This window comes from Dietzia aurantiaca, assembly GCF_021033825.1.
In the GTDB taxonomy this organism is placed as follows: domain Bacteria; phylum Actinomycetota; class Actinomycetes; order Mycobacteriales; family Mycobacteriaceae; genus Dietzia; species Dietzia aurantiaca.
Genome location: NZ_JAIFXZ010000002.1, coordinates 44,106 through 64,174, shown reverse-complemented (window position 1 = coordinate 64,174; position 20,069 = coordinate 44,106). Strand labels below are relative to the sequence as shown.

The 20,069-nt window shown below is 69.8% G+C and carries 17 protein-coding genes and 3 tRNA genes; 7 read left to right on the top strand and 13 right to left on the bottom strand.

The window, feature by feature from the left end; translation table 11 throughout:
• The first annotated feature begins 28 nt into the window (after window positions 1-28).
• Genes cofC through K3888_RS02850 form a run of 3 tightly spaced genes read left to right on the top strand, consistent with a single transcriptional unit; the run spans window position 29 to window position 3,749 of the window.
• Complete coding sequence (gene cofC, locus K3888_RS02860) at window positions 29-748, top strand: 2-phospho-L-lactate guanylyltransferase (protein WP_230928731.1); 720 nt, start codon at window positions 29-31, stop codon at window positions 746-748.
• Complete coding sequence (locus K3888_RS02855; RefSeq protein WP_230928730.1) at window positions 745-2,841, top strand: RNA degradosome polyphosphate kinase; 2,097 nt, start codon at window positions 745-747, stop codon at window positions 2,839-2,841. The genes cofC and K3888_RS02855 overlap by 4 nt, the downstream gene beginning before the upstream one ends.
• A complete protein-coding gene (locus K3888_RS02850; RefSeq protein WP_230928729.1) occupies window positions 2,838-3,749 on the top strand; it encodes an NUDIX hydrolase in 912 nt (303 codons plus the stop codon). The genes K3888_RS02855 and K3888_RS02850 overlap by 4 nt, the downstream gene beginning before the upstream one ends.
• 58 nt (window positions 3,750-3,807) lie before the next feature.
• Here the strand turns inward: K3888_RS02850 and K3888_RS02845 are convergent, their stop codons facing one another.
• From K3888_RS02845 to leuC, 3 genes are all read right to left on the bottom strand, one after another.
• The gene (locus tag K3888_RS02845) at window positions 3,808-4,188 is read right to left on the bottom strand and encodes an HU family DNA-binding protein (protein WP_230928728.1); all 381 of its coding nucleotides are present in this window, start codon (window positions 4,186-4,188) and stop codon (window positions 3,808-3,810) included.
• A gap of 161 nt (window positions 4,189-4,349) precedes the next feature.
• Window positions 4,350-4,946, bottom strand: a complete 597-nt coding sequence (gene leuD, locus K3888_RS02840; protein WP_230928727.1) for a 3-isopropylmalate dehydratase small subunit — start codon at window positions 4,944-4,946, stop codon at window positions 4,350-4,352.
• A 6-nt stretch (window positions 4,947-4,952) separates the two neighbouring features.
• Entirely contained in the window at window positions 4,953-6,419 is a 1,467-nt protein-coding gene (gene leuC / locus K3888_RS02835; RefSeq protein WP_230928726.1) for a 3-isopropylmalate dehydratase large subunit, read from the bottom strand.
• 71 nt (window positions 6,420-6,490) lie between these two features.
• Between leuC and K3888_RS02830 the strand changes: the two genes are divergently transcribed.
• A complete protein-coding gene (locus K3888_RS02830) occupies window positions 6,491-7,192 on the top strand; it encodes an IclR family transcriptional regulator (protein ID WP_230928725.1) in 702 nt (233 codons plus the stop codon).
• Between the two features lie 84 nt (window positions 7,193-7,276).
• On the opposite strand, the gene K3888_RS02825 is transcribed toward K3888_RS02830, so the two are convergent.
• Together K3888_RS02825 and K3888_RS02820 are read right to left on the bottom strand one after the other, a co-directional pair.
• Window positions 7,277-8,143 carry a TroA family protein gene (locus K3888_RS02825; RefSeq protein WP_230928724.1) on the bottom strand — a complete coding sequence of 289 codons (867 nt, stop codon included), beginning with the start codon at window positions 8,141-8,143 and terminating at the stop codon, window positions 7,277-7,279.
• A gap of 73 nt (window positions 8,144-8,216) precedes the next feature.
• A tRNA-Glu gene (locus K3888_RS02820) sits at window positions 8,217-8,292 on the bottom strand.
• A 113-nt stretch (window positions 8,293-8,405) separates the two neighbouring features.
• Here K3888_RS02820 and K3888_RS02815 point away from each other — a divergent pair.
• Both K3888_RS02815 and K3888_RS02810 read left to right on the top strand, forming a co-directional pair.
• On the top strand, window positions 8,406-9,071 hold the full coding sequence (locus K3888_RS02815) for a TetR/AcrR family transcriptional regulator (protein ID WP_230928723.1): 666 nt from the start codon (window positions 8,406-8,408) through the stop codon (window positions 9,069-9,071).
• Window positions 9,068-10,642: an MDR family MFS transporter gene (locus tag K3888_RS02810; protein ID WP_230928722.1), complete on the top strand. Its 1,575-nt coding sequence runs from the start codon at window positions 9,068-9,070 to the stop codon at window positions 10,640-10,642. Before K3888_RS02815 ends, K3888_RS02810 begins: the two co-directional genes overlap by 4 nt.
• A gap of 141 nt (window positions 10,643-10,783) precedes the next feature.
• Here K3888_RS02810 and K3888_RS02805 read toward each other — a convergent pair.
• The 3 genes from K3888_RS02805 to gltX form a co-directional block, all read right to left on the bottom strand.
• Window positions 10,784-10,856: transfer RNA gene (locus K3888_RS02805), tRNA-Glu, on the bottom strand.
• A 56-nt stretch (window positions 10,857-10,912) separates the two neighbouring features.
• Window positions 10,913-10,984 (bottom strand) — tRNA-Gln (locus tag K3888_RS02800).
• Between the two features lie 79 nt (window positions 10,985-11,063).
• Window positions 11,064-12,548 carry a glutamate--tRNA ligase gene (gene gltX / locus K3888_RS02795; protein WP_230928721.1) on the bottom strand — a complete coding sequence of 495 codons (1,485 nt, stop codon included), beginning with the start codon at window positions 12,546-12,548 and terminating at the stop codon, window positions 11,064-11,066.
• Window positions 12,549-12,673: 125 nt separating this feature from the next.
• Here gltX and K3888_RS02790 point away from each other — a divergent pair, with 125 nt between their 5' ends.
• Window positions 12,674-13,804 (top strand): isochorismate synthase, encoded by a 1,131-nt coding sequence (locus tag K3888_RS02790; RefSeq protein WP_230928720.1) that lies wholly within the window; start codon window positions 12,674-12,676, stop codon window positions 13,802-13,804.
• 61 nt (window positions 13,805-13,865) lie between these two features.
• Here K3888_RS02790 and K3888_RS02785 read toward each other — a convergent pair whose 3' ends face one another.
• The 5 genes from K3888_RS02785 to serA all read right to left on the bottom strand — a co-directional run bounded on the left by K3888_RS02785 (window position 13,866) and on the right by serA (window position 19,992).
• Window positions 13,866-14,660, bottom strand: coding sequence for a fumarylacetoacetate hydrolase family protein (locus K3888_RS02785; protein ID WP_230928719.1), 795 nt, complete (start codon window positions 14,658-14,660; stop codon window positions 13,866-13,868).
• A 9-nt stretch (window positions 14,661-14,669) separates the two neighbouring features.
• Window positions 14,670-15,386 (bottom strand): exonuclease domain-containing protein, encoded by a 717-nt coding sequence (locus tag K3888_RS02780; RefSeq protein ID WP_230928718.1) that lies wholly within the window; start codon window positions 15,384-15,386, stop codon window positions 14,670-14,672.
• The gene (locus K3888_RS02775; RefSeq protein WP_230928717.1) at window positions 15,386-17,248 is read right to left on the bottom strand and encodes a DUF294 nucleotidyltransferase-like domain-containing protein; all 1,863 of its coding nucleotides are present in this window, start codon (window positions 17,246-17,248) and stop codon (window positions 15,386-15,388) included. Before K3888_RS02775 ends, K3888_RS02780 begins: the two co-directional genes overlap by 1 nt.
• A gap of 106 nt (window positions 17,249-17,354) precedes the next feature.
• Window positions 17,355-18,374: a 3-isopropylmalate dehydrogenase gene (locus K3888_RS02770; protein WP_230928716.1), complete on the bottom strand. Its 1,020-nt coding sequence runs from the start codon at window positions 18,372-18,374 to the stop codon at window positions 17,355-17,357.
• Window positions 18,375-18,399: 25 nt separating this feature from the next.
• Window positions 18,400-19,992 (bottom strand): phosphoglycerate dehydrogenase, encoded by a 1,593-nt coding sequence (gene serA, locus K3888_RS02765; protein WP_230928715.1) that lies wholly within the window; start codon window positions 19,990-19,992, stop codon window positions 18,400-18,402.
• Between the last annotated feature and the right edge of the window lie 77 nt (window positions 19,993-20,069).

The following is a 20,069-nucleotide window of genomic DNA, read 5'->3' as shown; positions in this document are numbered from 1 at the left end:
CGAGGCGGTGCTGGCAGGATGGCGTTCGATGAACGCAGTGGGTGGCCGGGAGCGAACGGGAGACGGGTGGACGATCGTCGTCCCCGTCAAATCCCTCGATCGCGCCAAAAGCCGACTGGGGTCGACACTCTCGCCGGACTCCCGCCGCGGCCTCGTGGTGGCGATGACCACCGACGTCGTCACCGCCTGCCTCCACAGTCAGCAGGTCGGGCGCGTTCGGATCGTCTCCTCCGACCCCGAGATCGCCGTCCTCGCCGACCGATTGGGGACGGAGTTCGTCGCCGAGACGCCGCCGGACCCCGGCACCGACGTGGACCCGCTCAATGCCGCGCTGACCGAGGCTCTCGCCGGTCTTACCGGACGGGTCGCAGTGGTCGCCGCCGACCTCCCCGAGCTGGACGCGCAGTCGCTGACCCGCGTACTCGATTCGGCGGCCGGGCACCCGCATTCGGTCGTCGTCGATCATCGCGGCGAGGGCACCACGATGGCCTTCTGGGCCGGCGGCGCCGCCCGTGTGTGCCGGTTCGGCCCCCGGTCCGCGGAGCGCTATCGGATCGAGGGCGGGGCGACGGTGCTCGACCTCGACGACACCGCACGGGGCGCGGCCTCCCGCGACGTGGACATTCCCGAGGACGTGGTCCGACTGGCCGGGCGACGGGTCGGGGCCGCCACCGCCCGGGCGTTGCCGGGCGTTTCCCCTCCCCTTGACTGCCGGGACCACCCTCGATCGGCCACAATGGTCTGGTGACAGTCGAAGACCACGCCCCGCAGGCGCTGCCCCGGCCCCGTGACCGCTACCTCAACCGTGAACTCAGCTGGCTCGACTTCAACGCGCGCGTCCTCGCGCTGGCCGGCGAGACATCTCTCCCGCTGTTGGAACGAGCCAAGTTCCTCGCGATCTTCGCCTCCAATCTCGACGAGTTCTACATGGTCCGGGTGGCGGGCCTGAAGCGTCGTGACAAGACCGGCCTCTCGGTCCGCTCCGCCGACGGACGCACACCCGCCGAACAGCTCAGTCGGATCAGCCTGCGTAGCCGCGAACTGTGCGACGAGCAGTCACGGTTGTTCCACGATGAGATCCGGCCGACGCTGGAGGCGAACGGCATCAGGATCCTGCCCTGGTCGGCGCTCTCCGCAGAGGAGCGTGTCGAGCTCTCCGAGCTGTTCCGTAACCAGATCTTCCCGGTTCTCACGCCGCTCGCCGTCGACCCGGCGCATCCGTTCCCCTACATCTCGGGCCTGAGTCTCAATCTCGCGGTGATCATCCGCGATGCGGATTCAGGACAGGAACACTTCGCGCGGGTGAAGATCCCGCACAACGTGCCCCGCTTCATCCGTGTCCGGCGCGAGAGCGCCGAGGAGTTCGCGTTCGTCTCCGCCGAAGAGCTCATCGCCGCCCATCTGGGCGAGTTGTTCCAGGGCATGGAGATCGTCGAGCACCACGTGTTCCGCGTGACGCGAAACGCGGACATGGAGGTCGAGGAGGACCGGGACGAGGACCTCCTGCAGGCCCTCGAGCGCGAGTTGGCACGCCGTCGATTCGGCTCCGCCGTCCGCCTCGAGATCGCCGAGGACACCACCCCCCGGATGTTGCGGATCCTCAAGCGCGAGCTCGACATCGAGTCCGGGGACGTGATCCGCTTCCGCGGCCTGCTCGACCTGACCGGGCTGTGGCAGCTCCACGGACTCGAGCTCCCGGATCTCAAGGACCCGGCGATGGTGCCGGCCACTCCTCCGGCGTTCGGTGAACGGGAGACGGCCCGCAACATCTTCGACTCACTCCACGAGGGCGACGTCCTGGTCGAGCACCCCTACGACTCGTTCTCCACCACCGTCCAGCGATTCATCGAGCAGGCGGCGGCGGACGAGAACGTACTGGCCATCAAGCAGACTCTCTACCGCACCTCCGGTGACTCGCCCATCGTCAACGCCCTCGTCGACGCCGCCGCAGCCGGCAAGCAGGTGGTGGCGCTGGTCGAGATCAAGGCCCGGTTCGACGAGCAGAACAACATCCGGTGGGCGCGCGAACTCGAGCAGGCCGGCGTGCATGTCGTGTACGGGCTGGTGGGTTTGAAGACGCACTGTAAGACGTGTCTGGTCGTGCGCAAGGAGGGCGATCGCCTCCAGCGCTACGCCCACATCGGGACCGGCAACTACAACCCCAAAACGGCGCGCCTGTACGAGGACGTGGGGCTGTTCACCGCCGACGAGGACGTGGTCTCGGACCTGACCGACCTGTTCAACCACCTCACGGGCTTCTCCAATGTCAGCAAGTACCGGCGGCTGCTCGTCGCCCCCGAGGGCATCCGCTCCGGGATCATCGAGCGCATCGACCGGGAGATCGCGTTGGCCGCAGAGGGCCGGGAGGCGGGCATCCGCCTCAAGGCCAACGCCCTGGTCGACGAGCAGGTGATCGACGCCCTGTACCGCGCCTCGCAGGCCGGCGTCCCGGTCGACATCGTCGTGCGGGGAATCTGCTCACTTCGTGCCGGCGTTCCCGGACTGAGCGAGAATATCCACGTCCGGTCGATCCTCGGCCGGTTCCTCGAGCATTCACGCATCCTGCATTTCCGTGGTGCGGACGAGGTGTTGCTGGGCAGCGCGGACATGATGCACCGAAACCTCGATCGGCGCGTCGAGGTGATGGTCACGGTCACCGACCCGCGCCTCAAGGCGCAGGTGAACCGCATCTTCACCTCGGCTCTCGATCCCGCCACGCGCAGCTTCCAGCTGCAGCCCGACGCCACGTGGCGCCGGATGCCCGCGCCGGAGGACTGGGCGGACTCGGTCGACCACCAGGAACGCATGGCCGCCGAGCACGCGGGATTCCGTGACCGATGAGCAAGTCCAAGTCCAAAATCCGGGTCGTCCCCGCCGCGGGTGCGGTGTTGTACCGCGTGGAGAACGGGGTGCCGGTGTGCGCGATCGTCCACCGGTCCCGGTACGACGACTGGTCGCTACCGAAGGGCAAGGTCGATTCAGGAGAGTCCCTGCCGACGACCGCGGTCAGGGAGATCCTCGAGGAGACCGGGTTCGAGTCGGTGCTCGAGTCACTCATCGGGACCACCGCGTACCCGCTGAAGGAGAGCACCCGCAAGGAGGTCACCTACTGGTCCGCCCGGTCGCTCGGCGGCCGCTTCGCGCCGAACTCCGAGGTCGACGAACTCCGGTGGCTCCCCGTGGAGGAGGCCAAGGCTCTGGTCTCCTACGCCCTGGACCGCAAGATACTCACCCGCTTCGCCGGCATGCCGCCGCTGGAGACGGTGGTTCTCCTCGTGCGGCACGCCAAGGCGGGCGACAGGAGCGAGTGGAGCGGGGATGACGCGCTTCGACCACTCGAGAAGTCCGGGCGAGCGCAGGCGGAGATGCTGGCACCGATGTTGAGGGCGTTCGGCGTCAGTCGGCTGTACAGCGCGCCCCGGGTGCGCTGCGAACAGACCCTGGGGCCGCTCGCCGATGAACTCGGTATCGACATCTCGATCGAGCCCGCCCTGAGCGACGAGGCCTACCTGGAGTCCCCTGCGGACGCCGTGCAGCGGCTGCTCGAGATCGCGGCCGCCGGCGGTGGCGTCGCGGCGATCAGTTCCCAGGGCACCGCGATCCCCGGGATGCTCGACGATTTGGCCGCGGCGGCGGGGATCGACATCGGCGATACCTCCACCAAGAAGGCGGGCGCGTGGGGACTCGGCTTCTCCGGCACGACCCTGCTCTATGCGGACTACTACCGGAGCCCTCTCCCACTGCACTGACCGGCGAGCGCGGCGGTACCGTGGTTCCCCCGACGACGCGGTGTGGGTCAGCCGAAGCTCAGCTGACCCTGCCGGGGTGCTCGACGCCATTCTGTCCCAGCCCACCGAACGACTGGTGCGAGCTCGATCGCTTTGCCGCCAGCCGTCCTTCCGGGAGCGCCTCCGCGCCCTGGATGACCGCCTTGAAGTACTGTCCCGGACGGAAGACCGGCGAATACGTGGGAGGAACGGGGATCGACTCCCCGGTGTGCGGGTTGCGGGCGACCCGTGCGGCCCGGGCCTTCTTCTCGAAGATGCCGAACCCCATGATGGTGATCGACTCCCCGGACGCCACCGTCCGCACGATAATATCGAGGGTGTTCTCCAGAGCCTCGGTGGCTAACTGGTGGTCACCGCCCATACGTTCAGCCAGTTCCTCGATGAGATCGGCTTTGTTCACGTGGGAACCCCCTCTGTGCGAGTGTCGCTGTCGCGGAACCGATCCGCACCCAGTGCGGATAAGCATACTCACACAAAGAAGGATAAAGAAGCCTCAATATCAGCTCGCCATCGTGTCCCGCAGCTTTCCCGAGCCACCCACCGAGGGGCGCGGATCCCCGCCTACCGCGGCTCGGTGACGGGCTTGAAGGACGGGCGCCGCGCTTCGTACTCCTCGATGAGGTCCTCACGCCGGAGGGTGAGGCCGATGTCGTCGAGCCCCTCCATGAGACGCCACCTGGTGTAGTCATCGATGTCGAACGGGACGGTCACGTCCCCGGCCGTGACGGTCCGCGCACCCAGGTCGACGGTCAGCTCGATCCCGGGCTGGTCATCCATGACCTTCCAGAGCAGCTCCACGTTCTCCTGCTCCACCTGGGCCGCGACGAGCCCGGATTTGCCGGAGTTCCCGCGGAAGATGTCGGCGAAGCGCGAGGAGATGACCACGCGGAACCCGAAGTCCATCAGCGCCCAGACAGCGTGCTCCCGGGAGGAACCGGTGCCGAAGTCGGGACCGGCGACCAGGACGGAAGCCTTGTCGTAGGGCGCGCGGTTGAGCACGAAGTCGGGCTCCTTCGCGCGCCATGACGAGAACAGCCCGTCCTCGAAGCCTGTGCGGGTCACGCGCTTGAGGTAGACGGCGGGGATGATCTGATCGGTGTCGACGTTGGAACGGCGCAGCGGGGCACCGATGCCGGTGTGGGTGGTGATCGGCTCCATGAGGTGTCAGGCCCCCTTCGCGGGCTCGAGGTCGGCGGGAGAGGCGAAGCGGCCGAGCACGGCCGTGGCAGCCGCGACGGACGGACTGACCAGGTGGGTGCGCGCACCCTTGCCCTGACGCCCCTCGAAATTGCGGTTGGAGGTCGAGGCGCATCGCTGCCCGGGCTCGAGCGAGTCGGGATTCATCCCGAGACACATCGAACATCCGGGCTGACGCCATTCGGCCCCGAACTCGGTGAAGATCCGGTCCAGTCCCTCGGCCTCGGCCTGCTCGCGCACCCGCATCGAACCGGGGACGACGAGCACTCGGACGTCGTCGGCGACCCTGCGGCCAGCGACGACCTCGGCCACCTCGCGCAGGTCCTCGATCCGCCCGTTGGTGCAGGAGCCCACGAACACCACGTCGACGGGCACGTCCCGCATCGGGGTCCCCGCCCGGAGATCCATGTACTCCAGGGCGCTCTCGGCGGCGATCCGCTCACTCTCGTCCGTGAACGACTCCGGGTCCGGCACGGCCGCACCCAGCGGCACTCCCTGGCCGGGGTTGGTGCCCCAGGTGACGAACGGGGTCAGTGCGGAGCCGTCGATCACGACCTCGGTGTCGAACCCCGCGTCCTCGTCGGTGCGCAGGCCGCGCCAATACTCGACGGCGGCGTCCCACTCGGCGCCCTGCGGAGCGTGCGGGCGTCCCTCGAGATAGTCGAAGGTGGTCTGGTCCGGGGCGATCATGCCCGCGCGGGCGCCGGCCTCGATGCTCATGTTGCACACGGTCATACGGGCCTCCATCGAGAGCTTCTCGATGGCCTCTCCGCGGTACTCGATGATGTAGCCCTGCCCGCCGCCGGTACCGATCTGGGCGATCACGGCCAGGATGAGGTCCTTCGCGGTGACGCCGGGCCGCAGTTCGCCGGTCACGGTGATCGCCATCGTCTTGAACGGCCGCAGCGACAGTGTCTGGGTGGCCATGACGTGCTCCACCTCGGAGGTGCCGATCCCCATCGCGATGGAGCCGAACGCGCCGTGCGTCGAGGTGTGCGAATCGCCGCACACGACGGTCATCCCGGGCTGGGTCAGGCCCAGCTGCGGTCCGATGATGTGGACGATGCCCTGCTCGGCATCACCCATCGGGTAGAGGCGGACACCGAACTCCTCGCAGTTGCGGCGCAGCGTCTCGATCTGCGTCCGCGAGGTCTGGTCGGCGATGAGGTTCACCGCTCCCCCGACGATGTCGGTGGGCACGTTGTGGTCCTCCGTCGCCAGCGTGAGGTCGGGCCGGCGGAGCCGCCGACCGGCGAGCCGGAGTCCGTCGAACGCCTGTGGGCTGGTCACCTCATGGATGAGGTGCAGGTCGATGAAGATGAGGTCGGGCTGACGCGACCCGCCCTCGCCCTCACCCCTGGCGACCACGTGGTCATCCCAGACCTTCTCGGCCAGGGTCCGCGGCCGTCCGCCGCCGGACACCGTCTCACTCATCACGCCTCCAAGTCCACGCCCTCGGCAAGTTCACGATGGATTCTCACCATGTAGGACGCTATAGTCGAACTGTGAGACAGTATAGCGGGATCGGGGTCCTCGACAAAGCAATGACGGTGCTGCACGCCGTGGCCGAGCAACCGTGCGTCCTGTCAGACCTGTGCGAGCGAACCGGGCTGCCCCGGGCGACCGCACACCGACTGGCGGTGGGCCTGGAGACGCATCAACTCCTGGCCCGTGACGATGCCGGCATCTGGACCCTGGGACCCGGTCTCGCCAAGCTCGCGGCCAACCTCCCCGACCCGCTCGCCGAGGCCGCCTCCTCGGTCCTGCCCCGCCTGCGCGAGACCACGGACGAGAGCGTCCAAGTCTACCGCCGCGACGGCGACCGCCGTGTCTGCGTGGCCTCGGCCGAGCCCCTCACCGGACTGCGCGACACGGTGCCCGTCGGAGCGGTCCTGCCCATGACGCGCGGCTCGGGCGCCAAGGTGCTCGCCGCATGGGCCGACGTCCACACGCAGCGCGCGCTGTTGGCCGAGGCGGGCTACACCGAGCGCCAGCTCGCCGAGATCCGCAAGCGCGGCTGGGCCCAGTCCGTCGCCGAGCGCGAGCCCGGCGTCGCGTCCATCTCGGCGCCGATCCGCGACTCCTCGGGCGCCGTGATCGCTGCCATCTCCGTCTCCGGCCCGGTGGACCGCATCGGCCGCCGCCCCGGTGTGCGCTGGGCCGCCGACCTTCTCGCCGCCGCCGAAGCCATCCACAAGCGCCTCTAACCGACACCCGCCCCACCGGCCGGGACGCGCACCGAACCAGGCGCCGCCCGCCCTGCGCCCCGGCCCGGCATGCCACCCGTCGGGTCAGCCCGGGCGCCGCCCCCGGACGAGCCGCTCCAGCGCCCAGGGCAGGCTGGACACGCTCGGCTGCCGGACCGCGGCCACGAGATCACCGTCCCGTGGGTCGACGCGAACGACCTGCACGCCGGGCCGTCGCAGTTCTCGGAAGACGACCGGCCCGGGATAGGTCACCACCTCGAACCCGAGTGCCCGCAGCTCGGCGAGGAGCGGTGGGTCGGCCGCGAGGGTGGCCACGGCGGTGTCGGGGTCAGCGCCGGTCCCGATGACGACGACGAAGCCCTCCACCCCCAGCCGGCGCTGCCGCTCGGCCCACGCCCCGAGCACCTCCCCGGTGACCCGTTCCGCCGGGGCGGGGTCGGCCCCCACCGCGTCGGCGATCAGGTGGAGATGATCGCGCCAACCGGGTCGCCCCTCCGGGCCGACGATCACGGCGCCCAGACGTTCATAGGCCCGCAGTTGCGACTCGGTGACATCCGCGGACGCCATCGCGAACGCGTCCACCCCGAAAGGTAGGAGGGATCTGAGGCTCGGCGGCCCGGCCTCGGACCACTCCGGCGCCGGCGGGGCGGGCTGCTCGCGCCAGGGCCGGGGCCCGGTGCCGTCCGCCGCCCAGGCCGCCGTCGGCGCATGGTCAAGAGCGTGCAGGACGTCGAGGTCCGCCGAGGACATCGCGACCACCCGTCGCGCAGGGGCGTCGGGCGTGACGGTCCGGACCGGCTCCGGGGGCGCGAGCGACCCGGACGTGGACGCGCCCGGGGTCGACGGTGCCGTCGTCTGGCCCGGATCGTCCGTCCGTACACATCCGGACGCTCCCACCGTCGCCAGCCCGGCACCGAGGGCGAGGCGGAGGAGGTCACGGCGCGAGGTCACGACGGCGATCCTCTCATGCACCCAAATGCAGGATGTCCCGGCTCGTCTGATCAGACCAGCCGGGACATCTCCCTGGTACCCCCGATGGGATTCGAACCCACGCTACCGCCGTGAGAGGGCGGCGTCCTAGGCCGCTAGACGACGGGGGCTTAGTGCTGAACCACTATAGGCAGACCCGGTTCGGGATTCCAAATCAGGGAGAGTGGCGAAGTTCACCAGGTGTAAATATGCACTCAGTGCACGGTTTCGCTAGGCTTCCGGCATGACTTCCCCACCCGACGCCGACTCACTCCGCGAGCGCAAGCGGCGCGCGACGATGGTCGCCATCGAGGATGCCGCCACGTCGATCGTTCTCGAGCACGGCTATGACGCGGTGACCGTCGACCAGATCTGCGCGGCCGCCGAGGTCTCCAAGCGGACCTTCTTCAACTACGTCGCCTCCAAGGAGGCCGCGGTCATCGGCACGACCCCCGAGGACGTCCCCGACGCCGCACGCGCGGAGTTCCTCGCCGGGGCCGACCCGGACGTCCCGCGCGCCCTGCTCACGCTGTTCCTCTCGGCGTTCTCCGCGGTCCGCACGGCCGACGACGCGCAGACCGCCGTCCTTCTGCAGCGGCGGCGCGCCATCTTCCGTGAGCACCCCGACCTGGCCGCCGCGCGGATGACCGCCTCGTCGAAGTTCCAGCTCCGGCTCGTCGACCTGCTCACCCAGCATTTCGGGCGGAGCCCACAGCTACGGCGGCTCACCACCGTCCCCGTCGACGCCGAGGCCCGTGCCTACGTCGCACTGATCGCCGCCTCCGGGAGCCTCGGGCTGTCGACCTGGCTCACCCGCGAACACGCCACGCTCGCCGATCTCAACGCCGACTGCCTCATGGCCCTCGGCCAACTCGCCCAGCTCGCAGCCCTCTCAGAGAGGTCAGTATGACCGACACCACCACCCGACCACACGCGGAGACGAACGCCCCGGCCACGCCCGGCCACAACGTCCCGCTGGTCTTCACCTCGCTGTTGCTGGGGATGCTCATCGTGTCCCTGGGGCAGATGATCTTCGCCACCGCGCTCCCGACCATCGTCGCCGACCTCGGCGGCGTCGACCGGATGAGCTGGGTCATCACCGTCTACCTGCTCACCATGACCATCGGCCTGCCGGTATACGGCAAGCTCGGTGACCAGATCGGCCGCAAACCCCTGTTCGTGGCCGCGATACTGCTGTTCTCCGCCGGCTCGCTCCTCGGCGCACTGTCCTGGAACATCGACGTCCTCATCGTTGCGCGCGCCATCCAGGGGCTGGGCGGCGGCGGGCTCATGGTCCTGTCGCAGGCGATCGTCGCCGACGTCGTGCCCGCCCGCCAGCGCGGTCGGTACATGGGCATCATGGGCGCGGTCTTCGGGCTCTCCTCCGTCCTGGGGCCGCTCCTCGGCGGGTTCTTCACCGAGGGGCCCGGCTGGCGCTGGGCGCTGTGGTTCAACCTCCCGGTCTGCCTCCTCGCCCTGGTCGTGGCGGTGGCCTTCCTCCGTCTCCCCCGCCGCGGCGCCGGCCGACGGACGGACTGGGCCGGCACGCTCCTCATGGCCACCGGCACCACCGCGCTCATCCTGCTCTCGTCGTGGGGCGGCCACCGGTTCGGCTGGACCGACCCGGTGATCTTCGCCCTGGGTGCGCTGTTCCTCGTCTGCGCGGTCGCGTTCGTCCTGTTCGAGCTGCGCTCCGCCGATCCGCTGATCCCCATGACCCTGTTCCGCCAGCGAAATTTCACCCTGTCCACCGCGGCCGGGCTCATCATCGGCGTGTCGATGTTCGGGTGCATCGCCTACCTGCCCACCTACATCCAGATGGTCCACGGACTCAGCCCCACCGCCGCCGGCCTCATGATGACGCCCATGATGGCCGGAATGATGGGCACCTCGATCGTCGTGGGCAACATCGTCAGCCGCACCGGCCGCTACAAGTGGTACCCGGTGGTCGGCTCGGTGGTCATGGCCGTCGGCCTCTGGCTGATCGGCTCGCTCCGGGCCGAGGACACCCTCACGCACCTCGGGGTGGTCCTGTTCGTGTTCGGCTTCGGACTCGGCCTGTGCATGCAGCTGCTGGTCCTCATCGTGCAGAACTCGTTCCCCATCACCATGGTCGGCACGGCCACCGCGTCCAACAACTTCTTCCGTCAGATCGGCGCCACGCTGGGGTCTGCGGTCGTGGGCTCGGTGTTCGTCAGCCGCCTCGCCGATCTCATGGGCGAGCGGATCCCCGCCGCGGCCCAGCAGATGGGGCCCGAAGGCGCTGAGGTCGCCGCCGGTTTCTCGAACGGCTCCGGCGCCGCGAACTCGATGAGCCCGGAGATACTCGCCGGGCTTCCCGGGCCGCTGCACGACGCGATCGTCGGAGCGTACAACGACGCCCTGGTTCCGATCTACCACGTCGTGGTGCCGCTGCTCCTCGTCGCGACCGTGATGCTGTTGTTCATCCGCGAGGACAAGCTCAAGGAGACGATCGACTGAGCAGGCCGGCGACGCCGGTGGCCGCCCCGGCCGCCCGCGTCGCTCGTCGCGCTCCCTCGCACGGCCCGGCCGCGGGCGGAGCGACACCAGACGAGACGAGAAAAGCGCCCGGAGCATGTGCTCCGGGCGCCTTCTGCGTTGTACCCCCGATGGGATTCGAACCCACGCTACCGCCGTGAGAGGGCGGCGTCCTAGGCCGCTAGACGACGGGGGCCAGAACGCGGATCCGTCAAGGATCCGCTCGCGTGAACGCTCACGAGGAGCGCTCAGCTGGCCTACCAGGACTCGAACCTAGAACGACTGAACCAGAATCAGCTGTGTTGCCAATTACACCATAGGCCACTGTTATTCACTTCTCTGCCGCTCTTCGGCGACCTCGAAGAGATTACAAAACTTCGAGAGTGAATAGCAAATCGGCAGGTCAATCCGCGATGGGCGCCGCCTTCAGGCGAGCGATCGTGGACTCGCGACCGAGCAGTTCGAGGGATTCGAACAGCGGCGGCGAGATGTGCGATCCCGTCACCGCCACGCGCACCGGGCCGTAGGCCTTGCGCGGCTTGATCCCCAGCTCCTCCACGAGCGCGGCGGACAGCGCGGCCTCGATGGCCGGCGTGGTCCACTCCCCGAGCCCCTCCAGCGCCGCCACGGCCGCGTCCACGACCTCGCGCGCCTCGGCCTTCAGGTTCTTGGCCGCCGACTGCGGGTCGACCGCGAACCTCGCTTCCGACACGACGAGGAACCGGATCAGGTCCCACGCGTCGGACAGCACCACGATGCGGGTCTGCAGGAGTTCTGCGACCGTCGACCAACGATCGCCGTCAAGGCTCTCCGGGAGGGTCAACCCGTCCTCTGCGGGATGCGCCACGAGGAACTCACGCAACCGGCGCGCGAACTCCTCGGCCGGCAGCTGCCGGATGTGCTCGGCGTTGATCGCGTCGGCCTTCTTCTGGTCGAAACGGGCCGGGTTGGCATTGACCTGGCGGATGTCGAACGCGTCCACCATCTCGCCGAGCGAGAACACGTCCCGATCCTCCGACAGACCCCAGCCCAGCAGCGCGAGGTAGTTGAGGAGTCCCTCGGGCAGCATCCCGCGGTCGCGGTGCAGGAACAGGTCCGACTGCGGATCGCGCTTGGACAGCTTCTTGTTCCCGTCACCCATCACGAACGGCAGATGCCCGAACGCGGGCACACCGTCCGCCACCCCGATGCGCTCCAGCGCCCGGTAGAGGGCGATCTGGCGTGGCGTGGAGCTGAGCAGGTCCTCACCGCGCAGGACGTGCGTGATCTTCATCAGAGCGTCATCCACCGGGTTGACCAGGGTGTAGAGCGGGATGCCGTTCCCGCGCGTCAGCGCGAAGTCCGGGACCGTGCCCGCCTTGAACACCGTCTCTCCCCGGACGAGGTCGTCCCATCCCAGGTCCTCGTCCGGCATCCGGAGGCGGACCACCGCGCCACGCCCCTCATCGCGGTATGCCTGCTTCTGCTCCTCGGTGAGGTCACGATCGAAACCGTCATATCCCAGCTTCGGATCCCGTCCGGCCGCACGATGGCGGGCCTCGACCTCCTCCGCCGTGGAGAACGACTCGTAGGCCTCCCCGGACTCGACCAGCCTGCGCACGACATCCAGGTGGAGGTCGCGACGCTCGGACTGGCGGTACGGCGCGTACGGCCCTCCGACCTCCGGGCCCTCGTCCCAGTCCAACCCGAGCCACCGCAGCGCGTCGAGCAACGCCTCGTAGGACTCCTCCGAGTCGCGCGCGGCGTCGGTGTCCTCGATCCGGAAGACGAACGTCCCTCCCGTGTGCCGGGCGTGCGCCCAGTTGAACAAGGCGGTTCGGACGAGACCCACGTGGGGGGTCCCGGTGGGAGACGGACAGAAGCGGACGCGAACGTTCGAGGCGGTCATGGCGACCATCCTAGTGACGATCCCGCCTCCCGCCCCCGGCGAGGACCGGCCTAGGATCAACCGAGTACTCGTGGGCGCCGTCAGGGCGTGGATCCACGGGGTGCCCGAGTCGAGGGAGGCCAGCCGTGGCGTCAGGGAACACCCCCGACGTCGGCCGCCCCGTGACCGCGCCGGACTTCCTGCTCTCCCGGCCCACCGGATCGTTGCGGTCCCAGGGCGTCGTCCAGTCCTTCACCGACCCTGCCGACGCGGCCCTCGCCCTGAGATCCGGCGCCTGTGGCCTCGTCGTGGGTGCGATCGGGTTCGAGCCCGACGCGCCCGCCGCGCTCACGGAACCGGAGCTGGTGGTCCGCACCGACGGTCCGCTGGAACCCCCGGCCTACTTCCGCGGCATCCGCACCCGCGCCCGCGTCGTCGAGGAGATCCCGTCCCCCGCCGAGCACCGGGCGCGGGTGTCGACCGCGCTGACCGCGATCAACGCCGGTGGGGTGGGCAAAGTCGTGCTGGCCCGTGCGGTCCGGCTGGAGTCCGACGAGCCGATCGACCCCCATGCGGTGTGTGCCACCCTGATCGACTCCAGCTCGCACGCAGACGGTTTTCTCGTCGACCTCTCCCCCGCCGGCGACCACTGCGACGGGCGCGTCCTGGTGGGCTCGAGCCCCGAACTGCTCGTGCGGCGCCGCGGGGACGTCGTCGAGTGCCACCCGCTGGCCGGCTCGGCGCCGCGTGACGCGGACCCCGCCGTCGACCAGGCCTCCGCCCGCGCACTGCGCGACTCCGGAAAGGACGCGTTCGAGCACGCCTTCGTCGTGAATTCGATCGCCGAGGCGCTGGGCCCGCTGTGCGGGGACCTGGAGATCCCCGACCGTCCTTCACTCACCTCCACCCGCGAGATGTGGCACCTCGGCACGCGGATCCGCGGCCGCATCGCCGACCGTCGAACCACCGCGCTGGATCTGGCACTCGCGGTCCATCCCACCCCGGCGGTGTGCGGGACACCGACGGACGAGGCGAGACGGCTGATCGCCGGCGTCGAGGGCCCACGCGGTTTCTACGCCGGGACGGTGGGATGGGCCGATGCCTCCGGTGACGGCGACTGGATGGTCTCCATCCGCTGCGCGGAGATCGACGCCGGACGGACCGGGGCCATCGCCTGGGCCGGCGGGGGGATCGTGGCCGACTCCGACCCCGACGACGAGGTGGCCGAGACCGCGGCCAAGCTGCGGACCGTGCTCAAGGCGTTCAACGTCTCCTGAGCCGGCAGAACCGGCCACCGAAACCGCGTCGGTGGCCGGAAGAACCGACTGCCGGACGTGACTAGCGGTCGACGACCGGATTGCTCAGCGAGCCGATCCCCTCGATCTCGACCGTGACCCGGTCCCCCGGCAGCATCGGACCGACACCGGCGGGCGTGCCGGTGAGCACCACATCGCCCGGCAACAGCGTCATGACCCGGCTGATGTACTCGATGATCTCCCCGACGGTGTGCATGAACTGCGAGGTGTTGCCGTCCTGCTTCAGCTCCGAGCCACCGTCCTCGCTCGTCAGCGTCGTGCGCACATCCAGGCCATTGGGGTCGAGATCCGTGACGATCCACGGGCCGAGCGGGCAGAACGTGTCGTAGCCCTTGCCGCGGGTCCACTGCCCGTCCGATTTCTGCTGATCACGCGCGGTCACGTCGTTCGCACAGGTGTAGCCGAGGATCACCTCGTGGGCGCGCGCGGCGGAGACATCGCGACAGGGCTGACCGATCACCACGGCCAGCTCGCCCTCGTAATCGACCCGCTCCGAGCTGGGCGGGTACGCGATCGCGGCCTCGGGCCCCACGACCGACGTGTTGGGCTTGAGGAAGATCAACGGCTCCGCAGGAGCCTCGCCCCCCATCTCCGCGGCGTGCTCCGCATAGTTCTTGCCGATGCACACCACCTTGGAGGCCAGGATCGGGGCCAGGAGACGGACATCGGCCAGCGGCCACTCACGGCCGGTGAACTCGGGGGTGCCGAAGGGATGTTCGGAGATCTCCGCGCAGGTCAGCGACGACGGGTCGGAGACGTCACCACGGACCTCAACGAAGGCGAACCCCTGCGGGTGGGCAATTCGGGCGAGACGCATGCCCCGATCCTAGGCCGTTCGCAGATCCCGGAGAGTGCGCGCCCCGCGCTCCCCGAGCTCGGCGATCTGGGCGAGGTACAGCTCGGCGCAGGCCACCGCGTCGACGAGCGCGTCGTGGGCCCGGTACCGCGGCAGTCCGTATCTCTCGCGCGCTCCCCACAAACGGAGGTCGTCCGGGTGGGGGTCGGCCGTGAACCCCATGTCGACGCCCGGCCGCACCACCCACCTCTGCAGCTCGAGGGTGTCGACGGCCACGAGCGGCGGACGCACGCCGTACACACGGCGACACATCTCGCCGAGGAAATCGATCTCGATCGGGCTGTAGTGGGCGAGCAACACGCGACCGACCATGGCATCGAAGAGCAGGTCCACCACCTCGCACACATCCGAGCCCTCGGCGATCCTGTCGTCCGTGATGCCGTGCACGGTCGCGCTCTGGCCCACCCCGTCGTCGTCGCTCCGGGCGTCCGCCCGCACCAACACCGTCCCGGCGCCCCCGAGGGCGATCCGCGTCCCGTCCACGGGCACGAACCCCACCGCGAGGACCCTGTCACGCCGCGGGTCCAGCCCCGTGGTCTCGACGTCGACGGCGAGCAACGACAGCTCGTCCACCGGCGTCGACCGGTCGGGCACAGGGCTCTCGAGATAGCGGCGCAGCCCACCATCCGGTACCTTCGCCGCGGCCCTGCGCCTGCCGCGCTCACCGTCCCGCCGGCCGAACGCCATCACATCCGTCCGACCGGGTACTTGAGCGCCAGTGCGTCCTGCGCCGCGGCGATGATCCGGAACGCCGCCCGCAGTCGGTGTCGGTCTTTGCTACCCAGGCTCCTCGGGTCGACGTTGTTGTCCTGTGGCCTGCCCTCCGCGATCTGGAGGGCGTGATGTCGGTAGGCGAGCCGGCGCAGGAAGCGGAAGGCCTCGGCCAGATTCTCGGCGTCACCACGGGTCATCCCCCCGGCGCTCGCCGCGGCGTCGAGCCGGTCCAGCGTCGCCACCTCCTCCACCCCGGCCGCCACGGCATGAAGTCGCGCGATCTGTACGACCGGGGCGATCCCGCCCGCCTTGATCTCGAGCGTGTTGCGGTACTCGCCCCGGCGCGCCACCACCAGTCCACGGAAGAACCCCAGCGGGGGTTGCCACTCGCACGCGATCCTCGCCAGGTGAGCCTGGAATCGGGGGCTGGCCCTGGCGCGCGCGAGCATATCCCGGCGAATCGGCGCGAGAAGCGCTGCCGGGCCGCCGATGGCCCGGATATCGAAGAACACCTGCGCATGAAGCATCGCCTCGGGATCCGGGGCGCCGATCCAGTCCGCGACCTGGTCGATCCACTCCGTCGTCGTACGACGCCACGCGGGCTTGGCGGCCATCACGTCTCCGGGGCACAGAGGGAATCCCGCGCGGTCCAGGCCGTGGCAGACCCGAACGGCCAGGGCCGCGAAGTAGTCGTCGGCGCCCGCGACCGTGGCGGCGTCGTCCGCCAGCACCAGGGCGTTGTCCTGGTCGCTCGCCACCCCGAGCTCGCCGCGGGCCTGCGACCCGAGCCCCACCCAGCAGTACGGGACCGGCGCGGGGCCGAGCTCCTCCTCCGCCAGTGCCAACAGCCGACGCGTGGCGGCGTCCGCGGTCGCCGTGACCACGCGGCCGATGTCCTGAGGCGTCGTCCCCCTGCGGACGAACTCACCCACCAGCGGCGGCAGCCTCTCCGCCAGCCCGGCGACCGCCGCGACATCGGGAGCACGCGCGATCCGCGCCGCCAGATACACCGGGTCGGCCTGGACCATGCGCAGTAGGTCCCCGGACGTCACCACCCCCACCGGCACCCCGCCGTCGACCACCGGCAGGTGGTGGACCCCGCGGTCCATCTGCAGGAGTGTGGCATCGAACGCGCGGGTGTGGACGTCGACGGAGACCGGGTCGGGGCTCATGATGGACGACACCGGCGCACTCGTGTTGGCGTCGACGGCCACCACCTTCGACCGCAGGTCACGGTCGGTGAAGATCCCGATCACCGCGGCGGACTCGACCACCAGCAGCGACGAGACCCGGCGCTCGGTCATGATCCGTGCGGCCTCACGGATACTGGTCTCCGGCCCGATGGTCACCGCGTCCCGCGTCAGCATCTCCCCGACCGGCGTTCCCAGTACATCGCCTCCGCAGGCCGCCACCCGTGCCGAGGCGAGGTCCTCGCGGATCCTGTCGCTGCGTTCGCCGAAGAAGTCCTTCAGGACCGGGTGCTCCGCCGCGACCTCGTCGAACACCTCCCTCGACATCTCGAGCAGCAGAGTGTCGGCGACCGCGTCCATCCGGTACCGGGACGGTCCGGCGTGGGCCAGGGTCGAGTAGCCGAAGCAGTCACCCTCGTCGCGGGTGTCGAGCAGCGTGCCCTCCGGGTCGCAGATCTCGACGGCGCCGGACCGGATGATGTGCAGGGTGTCGTTGGTCTCCCCCGCCCCGACGATCACGCTGCCGCGCCGGTGGTAGCGCTGGGTCAGTCTGGCGGGCAGTCGATCGAGCACGGACCCGGGCAGCTCATCGAACGGCGCGCACCGCGCGAGAAAGTCCCGCACCTCGACCAGTTCGACGTCCATGACTCCACTGTGAACGCCGACGGCCCGCGGTGTGATCCTCTTCACGCGAATCACACCCGCGGGCCGTCGGCACCCGGTCCCGACGCCCGGCGCCGTACCGAGGGATCTAGGCGCTGACCGCCGCCACGATCCGGTCGCCCACCTCGGCGGTGACGATCTCGGTGTCGCCTCGCGACGCGAGATCCGCCTCGACGGCGGCCTCGACACGATCGGCCTCGGCGTCCTTGCCGACGTGGCGCAGCAGCAGCGCCACAGACAGGATCGCGGCCGTCGGGTCGGCCTTGCCCTGTCCGGCGATGTCCGGCGCCGAGCCGTGAACCGGCTCGAACATGGACGGGTTGGTGCCCGAGGCGTCGATGTTCCCCGACGCCGCGGTCCCGATGCCGCCGGTGACCGCCGCCGCCAGGTCGGTGATGATGTCGCCGAACAGGTTGTCGGTGACGATCACGTCGAAGCGCGACGGGTCGGTGACCATGTAGATGGTCGCCGCGTCGATGTGGCAGTAGCCCACCTCGACCTCGGGGAACTCCGGCGCCACCTCGTCGACGGTGCGCTGCCACAGCCCGCCGGCGTTGACCAACACGTTGGTCTTGTGGACCAGCGTGAGCTTGCCGCGCCGCGACGTGGCCCGGGCGAACGCGTCGCGCACGACGCGCTCCACGCCGTAGCGGGTGTTGACCGAGGTCTCGGTGCCCATCTCGTGCGGCGTTCCGACACGGATGGCGCCACCGTTACCGGTGTAGAGGCCCTCGGTGCCCTCGCGGACGACGACGAAGTCGATCTCGCCGGGCTCCTTCAGCGGCGTGGCCGAGCCCGGGTAGAGCTTGGACGGCCGCAGGTTGACGTGATGATCCAGGGCGAACCGCAGCGGGAGCAGCATGCCCCGCTCGAGAACGCCGGCCGGCACGGACCGGGGGTCGCCGATCGCGCCGAGCAGGATCACGTCGTGCTCCTTGAGGCTCGCGATGTCCTCGTCGGTGAGGGTCTCCCCGTTGCGGAGGAAACGGCGCGCGCCGAGGTCGTACTCGGTCTTCTCGACTCCGGGCACGAGTGCGTCGAGCACCTTGAGCGCCTCGGCCGTGACCTCGACACCGATGCCGTCTCCGGGTATGACTGCCAGCTTCATGAGGGTGGTCGGTTCCTTTTCGCTTCTAGTCCAGGTTGATCTGGGTGGCGGTGGCGCTGAGCTCCGAGACGATTCGGTCGACGGTGGGCTCGGCCACGGCGCGGTCCACCCGCAGGATCAGCGAAGCCCCCTCGCCGCTGGCGTCCTGGCTCAGGGCCGCGGCCTGGATGTCGATGCCCTCGCCGCCGAGGATGGAGCCGACGCGGCCGAGCACGCCGGGGCGGTCGGCGTAGTGGACGAACAGGTTCTGCCCCTCGGCACGCATGTCGAAGCCGCGCTCGTTGATCCGCACGATCTTCTGGACCTTCTCCAGGCCCGAGAGCGTGCCGGTGACGCTCGCGCTCGCACCGTCCGCGGTCACAGCGGTGACGGAGACGGTGCTGCGGTAGGACTTGGACTCGCTGCGGGTCTCCACCGAGTGGGTGACGCCGCGCTGCTCGGCCATCTGGCCCACGTTGACGAACGTGGCCGGCTCGTCGGTGATGGCGGAGAACATGCCGCGCAGCGCGGCCAGGCCGAGCACGTCGACCGACTCGGCGGCGAGCTCGCCGGAGACCTCGACCTTGACGGTGGTGGGGACGCCGGGGCACAGGTGCCCGGAGACGAGGCCGACCTTGCGGACGAGATCGAGCCAGGGGGCGACCTCGTCGCCCACGGGACCGCCGGAGACGTTGACCGCATCCGGGACGAACTCCCCGCGGAGGGCGAGGAGGACGCTGCGGGCGACGTCGGTGCCGGCGCGGTCCTGGGCTTCGCTGGTGGAAGCGCCCAGGTGCGGGGTGACGACGGTGTTGGAGAGCTCGAACAGCGGCGAATCGGTGCAGGGCTCGGTGTCGAACACGTCGAGCGCGGCGGCGCGGACCTTGCCGGACTTGAGTGCGTCGACCAGCGCGGACTCGACGATCAGGCCACCACGTGCGGCGTTGACGATCACGACGCCGTCCTTCGCACGGGCCAGACGGTCCGCGTCGAAGAGGCCGGCGGTCTCCTTGGTCTTGGGCAGGTGCATCGTGATGATGTCCGCACGCGCGACCAGCTCGTCGATGTCGACGAGCTCGATACCCAGCTGTGCGGCGCGTGCGGCCGGGAGGTACGGGTCGTAGGCGATGAGGTTGGTCTCGAACGCCGCCAGGCGCTGCGCGACGAGCTGTCCGATCCGGCCCAGGCCGACCACGCCGACGGTCTTGCCGAGCAACTCGACACCGTTGAACGAGCTGCGCTTCCAGGTGTGCTCGCGCAGCGTCGCGTCGGCAGCGGGGATCTGGCGGCAGGCGGACATCAGCAGCGCCACCGCGTGCTCGGCGGCGGAGTGGATGTTCGACGTGGGGGCGTTGACGACCATGACGCCGCGCTCGGTGGCCGCGGGGATCTCGACGTTGTCCAGGCCGACGCCGGCACGGCCGATGATCTTGAGACCGGGCGCTGCCGCGAGCACCTCGGCGTCGACGGTCGTGGCCGAGCGCACGAGAAGCGCGTCGGCGTCCTTGACCGCCTCGAGGAGCTTCGGGCGATCCGGGCCATCGACCCATCGGACCTCGACGGCGTCGCCGAGCGCATCGACGGTCGACTGGGCGAGCTTGTCGGCGATGAGGACGACGGGACGTCCGGATGCTGTCACAGTGGGAACTCCTCAGTGTCAATTCGGGCACGGTCAGTCTAGGCCACCCATCCCCGCCGCTCACCAGTGGCCGCCGG

Bases quoted from the DNA above. Each gene is read 5' to 3' on its own strand.
- cofC (WP_230928731.1), top strand. From the start codon at position 29: ATGAACGCAGTGGGTGGCCGGGAGCGAACGGGAGACGGGTGGACGATC.
- K3888_RS02850 (WP_230928729.1), top strand. From the start codon at position 2,838: ATGAGCAAGTCCAAGTCCAAAATCCGGGTCGTCCCCGCCGCGGGTGCG.
- leuD (WP_230928727.1), bottom strand. From the start codon at position 4,946: ATGGAGCCGATCACCACCCACACCGGCATCGGTGCCCCGCTGCGCCGT.
- leuC (WP_230928726.1), bottom strand. From the start codon at position 6,419: ATGAGTGAGACGGTGTCCGGCGGCGGACGGCCGCGGACCCTGGCCGAG.
- K3888_RS02815 (WP_230928723.1), top strand. From the start codon at position 8,406: ATGACTTCCCCACCCGACGCCGACTCACTCCGCGAGCGCAAGCGGCGC.
- K3888_RS02810 (WP_230928722.1), top strand. From the start codon at position 9,068: ATGACCGACACCACCACCCGACCACACGCGGAGACGAACGCCCCGGCC.
- gltX (WP_230928721.1), bottom strand. From the start codon at position 12,548: ATGACCGCCTCGAACGTTCGCGTCCGCTTCTGTCCGTCTCCCACCGGG.
- K3888_RS02785 (WP_230928719.1), bottom strand. From the start codon at position 14,660: ATGCGTCTCGCCCGAATTGCCCACCCGCAGGGGTTCGCCTTCGTTGAG.
- K3888_RS02780 (WP_230928718.1), bottom strand. From the start codon at position 15,386: ATGGCGTTCGGCCGGCGGGACGGTGAGCGCGGCAGGCGCAGGGCCGCG.
- K3888_RS02775 (WP_230928717.1), bottom strand. From the start codon at position 17,248: ATGGACGTCGAACTGGTCGAGGTGCGGGACTTTCTCGCGCGGTGCGCG.
- K3888_RS02770 (WP_230928716.1), bottom strand. From the start codon at position 18,374: ATGAAGCTGGCAGTCATACCCGGAGACGGCATCGGTGTCGAGGTCACG.